Annotated in this window: 9 protein-coding genes; 4 read left to right on the top strand and 5 right to left on the bottom strand. The window is 71.9% G+C overall.

Annotation, left to right across the window (positions count from 1 at the left end; translation table 11 throughout):
• Window positions 1-163: 163 nt before the first annotated feature.
• The gene (locus ACH4E7_RS13305) at window positions 164-1,381 is read left to right on the top strand and encodes a thiolase family protein (protein ID WP_393026069.1); all 1,218 of its coding nucleotides are present in this window, start codon (window positions 164-166) and stop codon (window positions 1,379-1,381) included.
• 2 nt (window positions 1,382-1,383) lie between these two features.
• On the top strand, window positions 1,384-3,531 hold the full coding sequence (locus ACH4E7_RS13300; RefSeq protein ID WP_396249166.1) for a 3-hydroxyacyl-CoA dehydrogenase NAD-binding domain-containing protein: 2,148 nt from the start codon (window positions 1,384-1,386) through the stop codon (window positions 3,529-3,531).
• 106 nt (window positions 3,532-3,637) lie between these two features.
• Here the strand turns inward: ACH4E7_RS13300 and ACH4E7_RS13295 are convergent, their stop codons facing one another.
• The 3 genes from ACH4E7_RS13295 to ACH4E7_RS13285 form a co-directional block, all read right to left on the bottom strand.
• Window positions 3,638-5,164 carry an ArnT family glycosyltransferase gene (locus ACH4E7_RS13295; protein WP_396249165.1) on the bottom strand — a complete coding sequence of 509 codons (1,527 nt, stop codon included), beginning with the start codon at window positions 5,162-5,164 and terminating at the stop codon, window positions 3,638-3,640.
• A gap of 163 nt (window positions 5,165-5,327) precedes the next feature.
• On the bottom strand, window positions 5,328-7,232 hold the full coding sequence (dxs, locus tag ACH4E7_RS13290) for a 1-deoxy-D-xylulose-5-phosphate synthase (RefSeq protein WP_396249164.1): 1,905 nt from the start codon (window positions 7,230-7,232) through the stop codon (window positions 5,328-5,330).
• A gap of 257 nt (window positions 7,233-7,489) precedes the next feature.
• Window positions 7,490-8,668, bottom strand: coding sequence for an ROK family transcriptional regulator (locus ACH4E7_RS13285; RefSeq protein ID WP_355671788.1), 1,179 nt, complete (start codon window positions 8,666-8,668; stop codon window positions 7,490-7,492).
• Between the two features lie 586 nt (window positions 8,669-9,254).
• On the opposite strand from ACH4E7_RS13285, the gene ACH4E7_RS13280 reads away from it, so the two are divergent.
• On the top strand, window positions 9,255-10,955 hold the full coding sequence (locus ACH4E7_RS13280) for a PQQ-binding-like beta-propeller repeat protein (protein ID WP_396249163.1): 1,701 nt from the start codon (window positions 9,255-9,257) through the stop codon (window positions 10,953-10,955).
• Window positions 10,956-11,140: 185 nt separating this feature from the next.
• A complete protein-coding gene (gene pepN / locus ACH4E7_RS13275) occupies window positions 11,141-13,720 on the top strand; it encodes an aminopeptidase N (protein ID WP_396249162.1) in 2,580 nt (859 codons plus the stop codon).
• A gap of 103 nt (window positions 13,721-13,823) precedes the next feature.
• Here pepN and ACH4E7_RS13270 read toward each other — a convergent pair whose 3' ends face one another.
• Both ACH4E7_RS13270 and malQ read right to left on the bottom strand, forming a co-directional pair.
• On the bottom strand, window positions 13,824-14,048 hold the full coding sequence (locus ACH4E7_RS13270) for a hypothetical protein (protein WP_396249161.1): 225 nt from the start codon (window positions 14,046-14,048) through the stop codon (window positions 13,824-13,826).
• 74 nt (window positions 14,049-14,122) lie between these two features.
• Window positions 14,123-16,261, bottom strand: a complete 2,139-nt coding sequence (gene malQ / locus ACH4E7_RS13265) for a 4-alpha-glucanotransferase (protein WP_396249160.1) — start codon at window positions 16,259-16,261, stop codon at window positions 14,123-14,125.
• Window positions 16,262-16,419: the final 158 nt, after the last annotated feature.

Below are 16,419 nucleotides of genomic sequence, written 5' to 3'. Positions count from 1 at the left end.
CTTCCTGGTCGGACGTGTCGCGGGACACACGGTCCGAACCCTCCGAGGGGCCTGGGCAGGTTGGTTACCGACCGGTAGCATGGCCGTGATGCGGCGCCGCTCGGGTCTTCACCGGCGGCAGCCTGCCCACCTCGAATTGTTGGTCCCTGGGAGGAGAGCCCCCGTGCCTCGTACCGCGAGGGACGTCGTCTTCGTCGATGGCGTCCGCACCCCGTTCGGCAAGGCCGGCCCGAAGGGCATCTACCACGAGACCCGCGCCGACGACCTCGTCGTCAAGTGCATCCGGGAGCTCGTGCGCCGTAACCCGAACCTGCCCGTCGAGCGCATCGACGAGGTCGCCATCGCGGCCACCACGCAGATCGGCGACCAGGGTCTGACGATCGGGCGCACCGCCGCCCTGCTGTCCGGCCTGCCGAAGTCCGTCCCGGGCTACGCGATCGACCGCATGTGCGCCGGCGCGCTGACCGCCGTGACCACCACCGCCGGCGGCATCGCCTTCGGCGCGTACGACGTGGTCGTGGCCGGCGGCGTCGAGCACATGGGCCGCCACCCGATGGGCGAGGGCGTCGACCCGAACCCGCGCTTCGTCTCCGAGAAGCTGGTCGACGAGTCCGCCCTGTTCATGGGCATGACCGCGGAGAACCTGCACGACCGGTTCCCGCACATCACCAAGGAGCGCTGCGACGCCTACGCCGTGCGCTCGCAGGAGAAGGCCGCCAAGGCGTACGCCAACGGCGACATCCAGCCCGACCTGGTGCCGATCTCGATCCGCAACACCAACCCCGAGGTCGGCGAGACCGGCTGGGGCCTGGCCACCGTGGACGAGCCGATGCGCCCGGGCACCACGATGGAGAGCCTGGCCAACCTCAAGACCCCGTTCCGCCCGCACGGCAACATCACCGCGGGCAACTCGGCCGGTCTGAACGACGGTGCCACCGCCTCGCTGCTGGCCGCCGAGGACGTCGCCGAGGAGCTCGGCCTCCCGGTCAAGATGCGCCTGGTCTCGTACGCCTTCGCGGGCGTCGAGCCCGAGGTCATGGGCATCGGCCCGGTGCCGGCCACCGAGAAGGCGCTGGCCAAGGCCGGTCTGACCATCGACGACATCCAGGCCTTCGAGGTCAACGAGGCCTTCGCCGTCCAGGTACTGTCCTTCCTGGACCACTACGGCATCGCGGACGACGACGAGCGGGTCAACCCGTTCGGCGGCGCGATCGCCTTCGGCCACCCGCTGGCCTCCTCGGGCGTGCGCCTGATGAACCAGCTGGCCCGCCGCTTCGAGCAGCGCCCGGACGTCCGCTACGGCCTCACCACGATGTGCATCGGCTTCGGCATGGGCGGCACCATCATCTGGGAGAACCCGCACTTCGAGGGTGGTAAGTGAGCATGAGCACCACGACTGAGCTGCTCCAGCACGGCGCCGAGCTGTTCCCGGGCGAGGTCGTCACGACCGCCCACGTCCGCCACCTGGACCTGCCGCTGCAGGCCGGCAAGCTGGCCCTGATCACCCTGGACAACGGCTTCGACCACACCAAGCCGACCACCTTCGGCCCGGGCTCGCTGCTGAAGCTGTCCGAGGCGCTGGACCAGGTCGAGGCCGAGGCCGCCGAGGGCAAGATCGTCGGCGCCGCGATCACCGGCAAGCCGTTCATCTTCGCGGTCGGCGCCGACCTCAAGGGCGTCGAGCTGCTCAAGCAGCACGCCGACGCGCTGGCCATCGGCAAGGGCGGCCACGAGGTCTTCAAGCGGATCGCCGCGCTGCCCGTCCCGACCTTCGCGTTCTACAACGGCGCGGCCATGGGCGGCGGCGTCGAGGTCGGCCTGCACTGCGACTACCGCACGGTGTCGGCGGGCGTCCCCGCCTTCTCGCTGCCCGAGGTCTTCCTCGGCCTCGTCCCCGGCTGGGGCGGCTGCACCATCCTGCCGAACCTGATCGGTGCCGGTAAGGCCGTCAAGGTCATCATCGAGAACTCGATGAACCAGAACAAGCAGCTCAAGGGCAAGGACGTGTTCGAGCTGGGGATCGCCGACGCGATCTTCGAGCCGGCCGACTTCCTGGAGCAGTCGCTGCTGTGGGCCGCCAAGGTCCTCAAGGGCGACGTCGTCGTCGAGCGCGAGGCGATCGACCGCGGCAAGGCCTGGGACGACGCGGTCGCCTGGGGCCGTCTGGTCGCCGACGGCAAGGTGCACGGCGCCGCCCCGGCCGCCTACAAGGCGCTGGACATCATCGCCGCCGTCAAGGACGCCGACTTCGCCGACAAGGCCAGCCTGCAGGCCGGCTTCGACGCCGAGGACGCGGCCCTGGCCGACCTCATCATGAGCGGCGAGCTGCGCAGCGGCATCTACGCCTTCAACCTGGTGCAGCGTCGGGCCAAGCGCCCGGTCGGCGCGCCGGACAAGTCGCTGGCCCGCCCGGTCTCCAAGGTCGGCGTCGTCGGCGCCGGTCTGATGGCCTCGCAGCTGGCGCTGCTGTTCGCCCGCCGTCTGGAGGTGCCGGTGGTCCTCACCGACATCGACCAGGAGCGCGTCGACAAGGGCGTCGGCTACGTCCACGCCGAGATCGACAAGCTGCTCGGCAAGGGCCGGATCGGCCAGGACAAGGCCAACCGCCTCAAGGGCCTGGTCTCCGGCTCGCTCGACAAGGCCGCCGCCTTCGGCGACGCGGACTTCGTCATCGAGGCCGTGTTCGAGGAGATGGGCGTCAAGCAGACCGTCTTCGCGGACCTGGAGAACGTGGTCTCGCCGACCTGTGTGCTGGCGACCAACACCTCCTCGCTGTCGGTCACCGAGATGGCCTCGAAGCTGAAGCACCCCGAGCGGGTCGTCGGCTTCCACTTCTTCAACCCGGTCGCGATCCTCCCGCTGCTGGAGATCGTCCGCGGCGAGCAGACCGACGACGCGTCGCTGGCCACCGCCTTCGCCGTGTCGAAGAAGCTGAAGAAGACCTCGGTCCTGGTCAAGGACGCCCCGGCGTTCGTGGTGAACCGGATCCTGACCCGATTCATGGGTGAGATCCAGAGCATCATCGACGAGGGCACCCCGATCGCCAGCGTCGAGAAGGCCGTCGAGCCGCTCGGCCTGCCGATGTCCCCGATCGTGCTGCTGGAGCTGGTCGGCCCGGCCATCGCCCTGCACGTCTCGGAGACCCTGCACGGCGCCTTCCCGGAGCGGTTCACCGTCTCCGAGAACCTCGGCAAGGTGGTCAAGGCCGGCAAGCGCGGCTTCTACACCTGGGTCGACGGCAAGCAGGTCCTCGACCCCGAGGTGCTGGAGCTGCTGTCCTTCGGCGACTCGGTGCTCACCGAGGAGCAGGTCCTGAACCGCGCCCTGGAGGCCGTGGCCCAGGAGATCGGTCTGATGCTGGAGGAGGGTGTCGTCGCCGAGGCGCAGGACATCGACCTCTGCATGATCACCGGCGCCGGCTGGCCCTTCCACCTGGGCGGGATCACCCCGTACCTGGACCGTGAGGGCGTCTCGGAGCGCGTGATCGGCAAGAAGTTCCTCGCCCCCGGCGTGGCCTCGGTGCCCGCGTAAGGCGTAGCGCCACCGAAGGAAGGAGCCCCCGGCGACCTGGTCGCCGGGGGCTCCTTCCGTCTGTGCTCGGTGTCCGAGGGTGTGCTCGGGACCTGAGCGTGGGTGCTCAGTGCTTGAGGCGGTACACCACGGTGTCGCCGATGACGCCGATCATCTCGTAGTGGGTGTCCAGCAGGTTCTCGATCCGGGGGATCATCACCGGCTGGTACGGAGCGATGCCGGAGTCGTCCACGAAGACCTCGGGCAGGCCGTTGGCCAGCTCCTTGTCGAAGGTCTGCCAGGCGTTGTTGACGCTGAACTGCTCGCCCACGTTCTGGCTGCCGTCCTTGCCGCCGCTGTAGTTGGTGAGGAAGCCCGCGGTCAGGTAGCGGGTGGCGGGCTTGCGGTCGGCCAGCCAGTACAGCTCGGGGTGCATGCCCCAGACCAGCACGGTGTCCTTGGGGGTGGTCTGGGCGGCGACCGCGGTGGCGACCTCGGTGTTGCGGTTCATCTGCTCCCCCGGCCAGGCCAGCGCCAGGCCCCAGAAGACCGTGGCGGCGACCGTGGTGTACACCAGGACGGGCTTCCAGCGGATCGCCGAGGTGGCGACCGCGCCGGTGCCCAGCAGCACCAGCGGGGGGATCAGCTGCAGGTAGTAGTGGCCGAAGAAGTGGAAGCCCACGCTGACCGCGATGGCCGAGGAGAGCAGCCAGACCCACAGGTCGGTGGTCGAGCCGTGCTCCTCGCCGGCCACCGGCAGCGGGCGGTGGCGGTGCTTGAACCAGAGCCGACGGCCGACCGGGTACAGGAAGCCGAGGCCCGCCGCGGCGAGGATGCCCAGGTTGCCGAAGGCCCGGCCGAGCATCTGCAGCCAGGCGCCGCCGAAGGTGGTGTAGTCGCCGCTGCCGGTGACCACCCAGAAGAGGAAGCCCTTGGGCTTGGTCAGGATGACCGCGACCAGCGCTATCGGCAGCGCGAAGCCGAACCCGATCTTGAACAGCGCGGACGGCCAGCGCACCCCTCGTCGGCGGGCGTCCTGCAGCAGCATCCAGAGCACCGGCAGCAGCACGGCCCCGCCGGTCTGCTTGGTCAGTGAGCAGAGCGCGACCGCGATGCCCGCGGCCAGCCAGCGGCGCCGTTCGGCGTACCGGAAGGCGGCCACCATGGCGGGCAGCATGAAGACCTCGAAGGTCGCCGCCTGGGTGTCCTCCGGGGAGAGCCCGATGGACACCAGCAGGTAGAGCAGTCCGGCCCCGGCCCCGGCGCGGTTGCCCCAGCGGCCGCGGGCGATCGAGGCCAGCAGGATCGCAGTGACCAGGTGGGCCGCCACCGCGAGGGTGCGCAGCGGCCACAGCGAGGCGGAGCCGAAGACGGCGAAGCAGGCCTGGTAGAGCCAGGGGAGCAGCGGCGGCTTGCGGTCCACCACGGTGTCGTACAGCACCCCGCCGTCCGCCAGCATCCGGGCCTGGGTGGCCAGGAAGCCCTCGTCCGGGCTCCAGACGGGCCGGACGAAGGAGGGGATGTGGGTGAGCAGCGCGACCAGCGAGAGCACCGGCACCAGCCTGGTCCAGTACCCCTGACGAAGGTGGGTACGGGCGCGCTCGGGCAGGCGCTCGGCCAGTCCTGCGGGGCGGAGGTGGGTGGGGGTCGGCACGGTTGACAACCTACCGGGCGGGATCGGCGCGGGTGGCGCCGGTCCCGCCTTTCAGTGTGATTGTCAGCTTGTTCCGCGGCGAACTGTTACGCGGTTACGACAAACAGTCGTCGGCGGAACGGGCGACGGCCCCACGTACTGTCGGGCGCCGCGCCGCCCTTTCTCAGGCCTGGACCGGCGCCGCGTCCAGCTTGGCGACCAGGGCGGTCACCTTGCGGGCGATGTCGGGGGCGTTCAGGCCGATTTCGGCCAGGATCTCGTTCCGGCTGGCGTGGTCCAGGAACTCCTGCGGAATACCGAAGTCGCGCACCGGCAGGTCCACGTCCGCGTCCCGCAGCGCCTGCGCGACGGCCGCGCCGACGCCGCCGGTCCGGCCGTTGTCCTCGATCGTGACGACCACCCGGTGCTCGGCGGCCAGGCCCGGCAGGGCCGGGTCGACCGGCTTGACCCAGCGCGGGTCCACCACGGTGGCGGTGATGCCCTGGGCGGCCAGCAGGTCGGCGACCTCCAGGCTGGTGGTGGCCATCGCGCCGACCGAGACGATCAGCACGTCGGCGCGGTGGGCGCCGGAGGGCTCCTCGGCGACGCGCAGCACGTCCATGCCGCCGACCTTGCCGACCGCGGCGACGGCCGGGCCGACCGTGCCCTTGGAGTAGCGGACCACGGTCGGGGCGTCCTTGACCTGGACGGCCTCGCGCAGCTGGGCGCGGACCTGGTCGGCGTCGCGCGGGGCGGCCAGCCGCAGGCCCGGGATGACCTGGAGGATCGACATGTCCCACATGCCGTTGTGCGAGGCGCCGTCCGTCCCGGTGACACCGGCCCGGTCGAGCACGAAGGTGACGCCCAGCTTGTGCAGCGCGACGTCCATCAGGACCTGGTCGAAGGCCCGGTTGAGGAAGGTCGCGTAGACCGCGAACACCGGGTGCAGGCCGTTGGTGGCCAGGCCCGCCGCGCTGGTGACGGCGTGCTGCTCGGCGATGCCGACGTCGAAGATGCGGTCCGGGAAGGCCTTGGCGAAGGGGGCGAGGCCGACCGGGTGGAGCATCGCGGCGGTGATGGCGACGATGTCCTCGCGCTCGTGGCCGAGCGCGACCATCTCCTCGCCGAAGACCGAGGTCCAGTCCTTGCCTGAGCTCTTGACCGGCAGGCCGGTGTCCGGGTGGATCACGCCGACGGCGTGGAAGCGGTCCTCGTCGTTGTTCTCGGCGGCGTGGTAGCCGCGGCCCTTCTCGGTGAGGCAGTGCACGATCACCGGGCCGCCGAAGCCCCGCGCCTTGGTCAGCGCGGACTCCAGGGCGGTCAGGTCGTGGCCGTCGATCGGGCCGATGTACTTGAGGCCGAGGTCCTCGAACATGCCCTGCGGGGCGATGAAGTCCTTGAGGCCCTTCTTGGCGCCGTGCAGCGTCTCGAACAGCTGCTGGCCGACCACCGGGGTGCGCTGCAGCGCGTCCTTGCCCCAGGACAGGAAGCGCTCGTAGCCCTGGGTGGTGCGCAGCGTGGCGAGGTGGTTGGCCAGGCCGCCGATGGTCGGCGAGTAGGAGCGCTCGTTGTCGTTGACGACGATGACGACCGGAAGGTCCTTGGCGTCGGCGATGTTGTTGAGCGCCTCCCAGGCCATGCCGCCGGTCAGCGCGCCGTCGCCGATCACCGCGACGACCGGGTCGTTCTTGCCCAGCAGCTGGTTGGCCTTGGCCAGGCCGTCGGCGTACGAGAGCACGGTGGAGGCGTGCGAGTTCTCGATCACGTCGTGCTCGGACTCGGCGCGGGACGGGTAGCCGGACAGGCCGCCGCTCATCTTCAGCCGGGAGAAGTCCTGGCGGCCGGTGAGCAGCTTGTGGACGTAGCTCTGGTGGCCGGTGTCGAAGAGGATGCGGTCGCGCGGCGAGTCGAACACCCGGTGCAGCGCGATGGTGAGCTCCACCACGCCGAGGTTGGGGCCGAGGTGGCCGCCCGTCTTGGAGACCTCGGTCACCAGGAAGGTCCGGATCTCCTGGGCCAGTGCGGCCAGCTGTCCGGGCGTGAGCCGGTCGAGATCGCGCGGTCCCCGAATGCGGGTCAGCAGGGCCACCCGTTCCTCCTCGTTCAGTGTTCACGGACCGCGGACGGTCCGACGGGCGTCGCTGCCCGGTCCGGCGGCAGGCCGGCGGTCGCGGTCGGTGCCGACCGGTCGAGTCTAATGTCCGCTTGCCGGGCACCGACCGGCACGCCCGGTGCCACCGACCGGTTACCGCCATTCCGGGAGGTGGGACCGGGGGCACGGGTCAACGTGGTGTTGACGAATGGATGTTCTGGTCACGCGGGCGGGCCGCTCTGCGCCGGGGGTTCTCAGTGGCGGCCGAGGGCCCCGGACTCGCCCATCTCGCTCATCACCAGGGCCAGCGCGCCGAGCACCTCCGCCCGGCCGCCGAGAGTGCCGGGGACCACCGAGAGCTGGCGGGCGGCGCTGGGGATGGCGTAGCGGGCCACCGAGTCGCGGATCGGGGCGAGCACCAGCTCACCGGCCTCGGCGAGGTCGCCGCCGAGGATCACCCGGCGGGGGTTGAGCAGGTTGCACAGGGTGGCCACGCCCGTGCCGATCTGCCGGCCGGCGTCGGCGATCACCCGGCGGCAGCCCAGGTCGCCCTGGTGGGCCAGCTCGACCACCCGGGGCAGGGTGAGGTCCGGGCCGAGGGTGGAGGTGAGCAGCGAGAGCAGGTAGCGGGAGCCGACGAAGGTCTCCAGGCAGCCCCGGTTCCCGCAGCGGCAGACCGGGCCGGCCTCGTCCAGGGTGATGTGCCCGATCTCACCCGCGGTGCCGCCCGGGCCGCGGTAGATCTGGCCGTTGACCACCAGGCCGGCGCCGACACCGCTGGCGATCTTGATGTACGCGAGGTCGCTCAGACCGCGGCCGGCACCCCAGACCAGCTCGCCGAGCGCGCCCAGGTTGGCGTCGTTGTCCACGTGCACCGGCATGCCGAGCCGCTCGGCCAGCTCCCGGCCCGGGGCGATGCCCGTCCAGCCGGGCAGGATCGCGGTGGAGCCGAGCGCGCCGGTCTCCACGTCGATCGGGCCGGGCACGCCGAGGCCGACCCCGATCACCTTCTCCGGGCGGAAGCCGGCCTGCTCCAGCAGCCGCTCGACCATCGCCTCGGCCCGGTCGAAGCCCTGCGCGGCGGAGACGTCCACGTCGATCGGGGCGCTCTCCTCGGCCAGCACCCGGTGCGCCAGGTTGCCGACCGCGACCCGCAGGTGGGTGTGGCCGAAGTCGATGCCGACCACGATGCCGGCGTCGCCGCTGAGCGAGACGCTGCGGGCGCGGCGGCCGCCGGAGGAGGTGTCGGCGACCACGACGGTGCCGCTCTCCTTCAGTTCCCGCACGATGTTGGAGACGGTGGCCGCGGAGAGACCGGTGCCGCGGGCGATCTCGGCCTGGGTGAGCGAACCGGCCATCCGCACCGCCCGGAGCACCCGCTCCAGGTTTGCCCGGTGCAGGGACGACTGCGAGCCCGGTGTGTCCGTCGACATGATCCACCCTCCCAGGGGCGGGGACCCCTCCGCCGGGCGTCCCCTTCAACTCCTGAAGCCTACGGCGCAAGGGGTGTTCCTGTGGGGGGTGGGCTCCCGCGAGGGCGGATGCGGGGCGTCTGTCCGGGGGGACGGCTCCCGGGAGGGCGGGTGCGGGGCGTCCGTCCGGGGGGACGGCTCCCGGGAGGGCGGGTGCGGGGCGTCCGTCCGGGGGGACGGCTCCCGGGAGGGCGGGTGCGGGGCGTCCTCCCGCTCGATCGGATGAGCGGCGGGTGGGGGTGAGCCGCGCGGCTTCGTCCCGCGTGCCCGCGGGGAAGGGGTGTGCGACCGTGGCGGCGGGGTGGGTGGCCGGTGAAAGTGTTGCGCGGTCAGGGCCCGTGGGGGCCGGGTTCGGCAGTCCTGGCAACGGCCGAAAAGCACCCACCACTAGCATGGTGCCGAATCTCACCCGTCCCGCCGGACCGCAGACGGTACCGGCACGGGGACGCTTCCAGACATGACGGGGAATCAGATGGCAGGGGATCACCCTACGCCGGGTGCGGGCGAAGCGCCCGGCAATGGCCCGCAGGGGAACCGGGGCGTCTCGTTGGGACGCCCCGCAGGCGGCGGCGTGGATCCGGCCGGCGTCGCGGACCAGATGACGCAGCTCGACGGCTCGGCCATTCCGGGCCAGGCCGCTCCCGCAGGCCCGCCGGCCCAGCCACCGGCACCGCCCGCGCAGCCGCCGGGCGGCGTCGACTACGCGGCGTACGCGCCGACCGCGGCCGGCATCCCCGCCCAGGCCCCGCCGCCTCCGAGCGGCGCGCCCGTCGGCCCGTACGACCCGGTGCCCGGTGGCGGCTTCGCCGCGCCGGACTACAACACCGGCGGGTACGACTACCAGCAGCAGCCCGGGTACACCTACCCGGGTGCGCCGGTGCCGGCCGCGCCCGCGCAGCGCAACCCCGTGATGCTGTGGGGCGGTGTCATCGGCGGTGTGCTGGTGATCGCCATCGTGATCGGGCTGGTCGTCCTGCTCAAGGGGAACAACCCCAAGCCCAACCCGGACCCGCTGGCCGGCCCGGGCGGCACCACGACCAGCACCTCCAACAGCGGCAGCACCTCCGTCGGCACCGACGGGGGCCCCACGCCCGCCCCGGGCAACGCCACGTACAAGGTCGCCTGGAACGCCGCCAAGCCGCAGAACTCGGACGCCAGTTCGCAGCTGCTCGGAGTCTGGGGCGCCGGCCAGACCGCCGTGCGCGCGGACAGCACCGGCATCACGGCCTACAACCTCTCGGACGGCAAGCAGGCCTGGAACATCCCGGTGCCGTCCGGCTCCAAGGAGCTGTGCACCGCCTCCTACTCGCACAACTCCAAGAACATCGTCGCGGTCTCCTTCAACACCGGTGACTACGACTGCTCCACCATCGGTGCCGTCGACATCGCCCAGGGCAAGCTGCTCTGGACCGTCAAGGCCAGCGCGGACCGGCTGTCCTCGCCGACCCTGAGCGTCACCGACAAGGTGGTCGCCGTCGGCCCGGTCGGCGGGCTGAACATCGACAACGGCCAGCCCGTCTGGCAGCTCAAGGGGCGCGGCAAGGACTGCACCGTGTACGCCGCCACCGCCGGCTCGCAGATCGCGATCACCGACCGCTGCTACGACACCAGCCCGAAGTCGGTGCTGCAGATCGTCAACGCCGAAACCGGCCAGCCCACCAGCCAGCCGATCCCGCTCACCGGCAGCATCGAGCGGATCGACAAGGTCGTCAGCACCAACCCCCTGGTGGTGCTGATGTCCAGCGGTCCGAACGGCGACTACGTCCTGCCGTTCGACAAGGACAACAAGCCCGGCAACCAGATGCCGACCAAGGAGTCGGGCTCCGACAGCCTGCGCCTGTCCGGCCAGTCCGACGCCATCAGCCAGAACGTGGTCAGCGGCACGACGCTGTACGTCCAGGTCTCCGGCAGCAAGTCGGGCATCAACGCGTACGACCTGAACACCGGCAAGCGTCTCTGGGCCACCACCTCCTCCTCGGACAGCAACGACATGCGGCTGGTCTCCGGCACCACCAAGGACGGCAAGGTCCGGGCGATCGTCGGCCAGGGCTACGACAAGCCGGCCAAGCTGGTGACGCTGTCGCCGGCCGACGGTTCGATGAGCGACATCGGCACCATGGCGATGCCGGACGGCATGGACATCGGGATGAGCATGTCCGAGTACTTCGTCACCGACGACAACAGCGCGATCCTCGCCTACCGGCGCGGCAGCAGCTACACGTCGCCGATGACCAAGTGGTCGAAGTGACACCGGCCGTGACCTCGGGGGTCTGACCCCGGGTCACGGGCACTCGTCCGGCGGGGCGGGAACGGGCCGGGACTGTCTGGGACAGGCCCTGCGGTCCGGGCCCGCCCCGCCTGCGATTTTCCGGGGGGCTCGACCGTTGGGCATGCGAGGATTCGGTCCATCAGCCTGACAAAGGAGTGCAGCGAGTGCCCGGCACCAACCTGACCCGCGAGGAGGCCCGCGCCCGGGCCGACCTCCTCCGGGTGGACGCGTACGACATCGAACTCGACCTCGGCTCGGCCCGCGAGGGTGGCACCTTCCGGTCCACCACCGTGGTCCGGTTCACCGCCGCGACGCCCGGCGCGGACAGCTTCATCGACCTCGTCGCCCCGCGCGTCGAGGAGATCACCCTCAACGGCGCCCCGCTCGACCCGGCCAGCTTCGCGGACAGCCGCATCCCGCTGCCGAACCTGGCCGCCGAGAACGAGCTGCGCGTGGTCGCCGACTGCGCCTACACCAACACCGGTGAGGGCCTGCACCGGTTCGTCGACCCGGTCGACGGCGAGACCTACCTGTACACCCAGTTCGAGGTGCCGGACGCCCGCCGGGTCTTCGCCAGCTTCGAACAGCCGGACCTGAAGGCCACGTTCGCGTTCACCGTGACCGCCCCCGCGGGCTGGGTCGTGGTCTCCAACGCGCCCACCCCGGAGCCGGTCGGCGAAGGGGACACCCGGGTCTGGAAGTTCGAGCCCACCGGCCGGATCTCCACCTACATCACCGCACTCATCGCCGGCCCGTACGTGGGCGTCTTCGACGTCTACGAGAACGGCGAGCAGCGCGTGCCGCTGGGCGTGTACTGCCGTCCGTCGCTGCGCGAATTCCTGGACGCCGAGGCGATCTTCAAGGTCACCCGGCAGGGTTTCGACTACTTCCAGGAGAAGTTCGACTACCCGTACCCCTTCGCCAAGTACGACCAGCTCTTCGTCCCGGAGTTCAACGCCGGCGCGATGGAGAACGCGGGCGCCGTCACCTTCCGCGACCAGTACGTGTTCCGCTCCAAGGTCACCGACGCCGCGTACGAGGCGCGCGCCGCGACGATCCTGCACGAGCTCGCCCACATGTGGTTCGGCGACCTCGTCACCATGGAGTGGTGGAACGACCTCTGGCTGAACGAGTCCTTCGCCACCTTCGCCGAGGCCGTCTGCCAGGCCGAGGCGCCCGGCTCCCGGTGGCCGCACTCCTGGACCACCTTCGCCAACCAGATGAAGACCTGGGCCTACCGGCAGGACCAACTGCCGTCCACCCACCCGATCATGGCGGAGATCAACGACCTGGAGGACGTCCAGGTCAACTTCGACGGCATCACCTACGCCAAGGGCGCCTCGGTGCTCAAGCAGCTGGTGGCGTACGTCGGCCAGGACGCCTTCTTCCAGGGCGTGCAGGCGTACTTCAAGCGCCACGCCTGGGGCAACACCCGGCTCAGCGACCTGCTCGGCGCCCTGGAGGAGGCCAGCGGCCGCGACCTCAAGGCCTGGTCCAAGGCCTGGCTGGAGACCGCCGGCATCAACGTGCTGCGGCCGTCCATCACGCTGAACACGGACGGTGAGATCGAGTCCTTCGCCGTCCTGCAGGAGGCCCCCGCACTGCCGGCCGGCGCCAAGGGCGAGGCCGTGCTGCGGCCCCACCGGATCGCCGTCGGCCTGTACGAGCTGGCGGACGGCGCGCTGGTGCGCACCGACCGGATCGAGCTGGACGTCGACGGCCCGCGCACCGAGGTGCCGGAGCTGGTCGGGCGTCACCGGCCGGCCGTGGTGCTGCTCAACGACGACGACCTCTCGTACGCCAAGATCCGGCTGGACGAGGACTCGATGGCCGTGGTCACCGAGCACCTCGGCGGCTTCACCGAGTCGCTGCCGCGCGCGCTGTGCTGGGCCTCCGCCTGGGACATGACCCGCGACGGCGAGCTGGCCACCCGCGACTACCTGTCGCTGGCGCTGTCCGGCATCGGGCGCGAGAGCGACATCGGCGTGGTGCAGTCCGTGCACCGCCAGGTCAAGCTGGCCCTGGACGCCTACGCCGACCCGGACTGGCGCGAGCAGGGCCTCGCCCGCTGGGCCGCCGCCGCCGAGGAGCACCTGCGCGCCGCCGAGCCCGGCAGCGACCACCAGCTGGCCTGGGCCCGCACCCTGTCCTCCGTCGCCCGCACCGACGGGCAGCTCGCGCTGCTGGCCGGGCTGCTGGACGGCTCGGTGGAGATCAAGGGCCTGGCGGTGGACACCGAGCTGCGCTGGACGCTGCTGACCCGGCTGTCGGCCACCGGCCGGGCGGACGAGGCCCTGATCGCGGCCGAGCTGGAGCGGGACAACACCGCGGCCGGCCAGGAGCACGCGGCCACCTGCCGCGCGGCCCGGCCGACCGCCGAGGCCAAGGCCGAGGCCTGGGCGTCGGTGGTGGAGTCGGACAAGCTGACCAACTACGTCCAGGAGGCCGTGATCGCCGGCTTCCAGCAGTCGGACCAGCGCGAGCTGCTGGCGCCGTACGCGGTGAAGTACTTCGCGGCGGTCAAGGGCATCTGGGAGACCCGCAGCCACGAGATCTCGCAGCAGATCATCGGCGGGCTGTACCCCTCGCTGCAGGTGTCGGCCGAGACGCTGTCGGCCACGGACGCCTGGCTGACCGGGGCCGAGCCGGCCCCGGCGCTGCGGCGCCAGGTGGTCGAGGCGCGGGCCGGGATCGAGCGCGCGCTCAAGGCCCAGGCCGTGGACCGGGCGGCGGGGGCCTGCTGACCGGGCGTCGGTAACGCCTGAAGGGGCGCCGGACGGGATCGTCCGGCGCCCCTTCGGGGTTGTACGGGTCCTGGTGGACGCTGGGTCCGGAGGGACGCGACGGCTACTTCTTCTTCTTGCCCCACGGCATGCCCGCCAGGGCCGCGATGACGACGAAGGCGACGATCGGCAGCAGCACGTACAGGCCGAGGGTCTGGCCGACGCTCAGGCCGGCCCCCGGGTCGTCGCCGTCGTCCCTGGTGAGGGCCATGGCGGGCGACGACAGCAGCATCATCAGCGTGACCGTTGCGGAGACCGCGCCGGCTCGCAAAGCGTTCCTCTTGTCCACGTTTCCAACTTACCCGCCGCTTATGGGAGGGCGCGCGTCGGGGTCGGCCTTCCGATTCGGGGGCCCCGCTCGGGTCACCGGGGCGGGTTCTGCGGGCTGGGCGGGGCGAGGAGGTGGGCCAGGAGGCGGGCGGCCGGGACGGTGGCGAGGCGGTCGAGGGTGACCGGGCCACCGGCGCCGTCGGCGACCGGGAGGCGCCAGTTCGGGTACTGGTCCCAGGTGCCGGGCAGGTTCTGCGGGCGCGGGTCGCCGACCAGGTCCGGCAGCCAGACACCGACCAGCTCCGCCGGGGTCGCCCGCAGGAACCGGTACAGCACCGGCATCGACAGCGGCTCGCCCGGGGTGAGCAGCCCCAGCCGGGTCAGTTCGGCCCGCCAGTGCGCCAGCTCCGTCGCGGCCTCCTCCTGCTCCTCCCCCAGCGGCCGGGCCAGCAGGCCGAGCCGGTGCCGCAGCTCGACGTGCTCGCCGGAGAGCCGGGCCGCGGTGCTCGGTAGGTCGTGGGTGGTGAGGGTGGCCAGGCAGCCGGGCCGCCAGCGGTCCGGGGCGAGGATCCGCCCGGCCGCGTCCCAGTCCCGCTCGAACCAGAGCACGGAGGTGCCCAGGATGCCGCGCGCCGCCAGTTCCTCCCGCACGCCCGGCTCGACCGTGCCCAGGTCCTCGCCGATCACCGCCGTCCCGGCCCGGTGCGCCTCCAGGGCCAGCACGCCGAGCATCGCCTCGGCGTCGTAGCGCACGTACGCGCCCTCGGTGGGCGGGTGGCCCTGCGGGACCCACCAGAGGCGGAACAGGCCCATCACGTGGTCGATCCGCACGGCCCCGGCGTGCCTCGTCGTCGCTCGCAGGAGTTCCGCGTACGGGGCGTAGCCGGCCGCGGCCAGCGCGTCCGGACGCCAGGGCGGCAGACCCCAGTCCTGGCCGTGGGCGTTGAAGGCGTCCGGTGGGGCGCCGACCGAGATGCCGCCGGCCAGCACGTCCTGCAGTGCCCAGGCGTCCGCGCCGTCGGGGTGGACGCCGACCGCCAGGTCGTGGATCAGGCCGACCGGCATGCCCGCCTCGCGGGCACTGCGCTGGGCGTGGGCGAGCTGCCGGTCGACCTGCCAGGCCAGCCAGCGGTGGAACTCGACCCGCTCGGTGAGCTCCTTGGCGGCCTGCTCGACCTGTGGGCCGTCCGGGTGGCGCAGGCCCTTCGGCCAGTGGTGCCAGTCGGGGCCGTGCACCTCGGCCAGGGCGTTCCAGAGCGCGTGCCGACGCAGCCACTCGCCCTCACGCCGCCGGTACGCCTCGTACGCGGCCTGACCGCCGGGGCCGCACGGCACCTCGTGCAGCAGCTCCAGCGCCTCGCGCTTGAGCGCCCAGACGGCGTCCCGGTCGATCAGGCCGTCGTGGACGAGCACCTCGTCGCGCAGCCGCGCGGCGCGCCGGACCAGGTCGTCGGTCTGCGCCCGCTGTTCGGCGTTCAGGTACGCGTACTCGGGGACCGCCTCGATCCGCAGGTGCACCGGGTCGGCGAAGCGGCGGGAGGACGGGCGGTACGGCGACGGGTCGGTGGGCACACCCGGGGCGCCGGGCAGCGCCTGGTGCAGCGGGTTGATCTGCACGAAGCCCGCGCCGAGTCCGGCCCCCGCCCACTGGGCGAGCTCGGCGAGGTCGCCGAGGTCGCCCATGCCCCAGGAGCGTTCGGACAGGACGGAGTACAGCTGGGCGAGGAAACCCCAGCTGCGGCCGGGAAGTTGGGGCAGCTTCTGCGGCGCGACGATCAGCGGCGCCGCTGCTGCACTGCCGTCGGTCTCCGCCTTGAGCGTGTGCCGCCCGAGCGGCAGGTCCGCCGGCAGCCAGTGGGAGTGGCCGCACGGCAGCTCCCAACTGCCCCCGCCCTCAAGCTCCACCCGCAGCCGGGCGTCGGCCGGCACGTCCAGCGCGGTGCGCCGCCCCTGCCGGACCACCACGCACGGCGGCAGCAACCGGCTCTGCTGGTCGGCCCGGTGACGCTCCAACGCCTCCCGCACCTCCTCGGGCGACCCGGCCGACACCCCCAACGCCCCCAGCACCGCCACCAGCGTCCGCGTCCCCACCGTCTGCCCACCCGGCCCGGGGTGCCGGGTGTCCACCCCGTACGCCTGTGCCAGCGCCACCAGCTCCGCCGGCGGAGGCGGTGCGTCCTGCGGCGGCACCTTCAGCCCGTCGGCTCCGTCACTGTCGTGGTAAGCGGCCACTCGCGGCTCCTGCGATGTCTCGGCGACGCCCGGTCAGGACTCCCCAAGTCCTACCCGGGTGACGACCTGATGACGCTGCGCGACACGTGTGGAACAGGGGGATGAAACCGGGCAAAGTCGGCATAGCCGTCCCCGACGTTGACACCGGGTTGGGTAGC

The sequence above is a fragment of the Kitasatospora sp. NPDC018058 genome, assembly GCF_044327205.1.
In the GTDB taxonomy this organism is placed as follows: Bacteria; Actinomycetota; Actinomycetes; order Streptomycetales; family Streptomycetaceae; genus Kitasatospora.
The sequence above is the reverse complement of the archived record's forward strand: the minus strand, read 5'-3'. Positions and strand labels throughout refer to the sequence as shown.

Bases quoted from the DNA above. Each gene is read 5' to 3' on its own strand.
- ACH4E7_RS13300 (WP_396249166.1), top strand. From the start codon at position 1,384: ATGAGCACCACGACTGAGCTGCTCCAGCACGGCGCCGAGCTGTTCCCG.
- ACH4E7_RS13285 (WP_355671788.1), bottom strand. From the start codon at position 8,668: ATGTCGACGGACACACCGGGCTCGCAGTCGTCCCTGCACCGGGCAAAC.